Annotated in this window: 1 protein-coding gene; it reads right to left on the bottom strand. The window is 54.7% G+C overall.

Going from position 1 to position 243, the window contains the following annotated elements:
- A partial coding sequence (locus CVH10_RS23535) for an RHS repeat-associated core domain-containing protein (protein ID WP_146143356.1) occupies positions 1-243 on the bottom strand: 243 nt, incomplete at both ends.

Raw genomic sequence — 243 nt, 5'->3', positions numbered from 1 at the left:
GGACGGAAATTTGTCAACGATACAGAGCCGCGTTCCTACCATTCGATAGGCCACCGGAGCCAACCCGAAAGGGTCAACTTCTGAATTTGGCAAGGCGACGTAGCCATGAAGTCGGAAGCCACCACCGATGCCGATAGGATCAGGAGAGGCATACTGGCCGACTAAAACATCGTAGTGCCGCAATTGATTGTAGCTGAGGCCGGTCTCCTGATCCTCCCATTGTCCCTGAAACCGGATGGGCCT

It is taken from the genome of Halomonas sp. ND22Bw, from assembly GCF_003011945.1.
Classification (GTDB): domain Bacteria; phylum Pseudomonadota; class Gammaproteobacteria; order Pseudomonadales; family Halomonadaceae; genus Halomonas; species Halomonas halophila.
The sequence above is the reverse complement of the archived record's forward strand: the minus strand, read 5'-3'. Positions and strand labels throughout refer to the sequence as shown.